At 55.0% G+C, this 440-nt stretch carries 1 protein-coding gene and 1 pseudogene; one reads left to right on the top strand and one right to left on the bottom strand.

What is annotated here, in order from left to right; genetic code table 11:
* The coding region (locus tag ACTHUM_RS19875) for a pseudouridine synthase (RefSeq protein WP_440403989.1) at positions 1 to 216 on the bottom strand (216 nt) is incomplete at its 3' end.
* A gap of 141 nt (positions 217 to 357) precedes the next feature.
* Here ACTHUM_RS19875 and ACTHUM_RS19870 point away from each other — a divergent pair.
* Positions 358 to 440: pseudogene (locus ACTHUM_RS19870) on the top strand (TIGR00730 family Rossman fold protein); the annotation flags it as partial.

The following is a 440-nucleotide window of genomic DNA, read 5'->3' as shown; positions in this document are numbered from 1 at the left end:
TAACCGTGCGGCTTCCGTATCGAGGGCAAACAGCAAGACGCCGGAAGTCGGACGGTCGAGGCGGTGGACGGGATAGACGTGCTGTCCGATTTGGTCGCGCAGGGTCTGCACGGCAAAACGGGTTTCGTGTTTGTCTAACCAGCTTCGGTGCACCAGCATTCCGGCAGGTTTGTTGACGGCGATGGTGCGGCTGTCGCGGTGGATAATATCTAGCATGGCGGAGCAGTGAAAATAAAAGCAGATATTGTAACGGGCTTTTGAAAATGTAGCAGGCACACTTGCCGCCGAAACCCAACTTTCAGACGGCTCGCCCCTTTCGGGTTACAATACCGCACATAAAAACACGAAGGAAAAGCCGTGAGCCTGCTCAAAAAACTGCCCAAACCCATGCTGCCCGACGAAACCCGCCGCGATATTCAGGCGCGTGAGTCGTATCATGT

It is taken from the genome of Neisseria sp. P0021.S006 (assembly GCF_051956895.1).
This window is presented reverse-complemented; position numbering and strand designations above follow the sequence as displayed.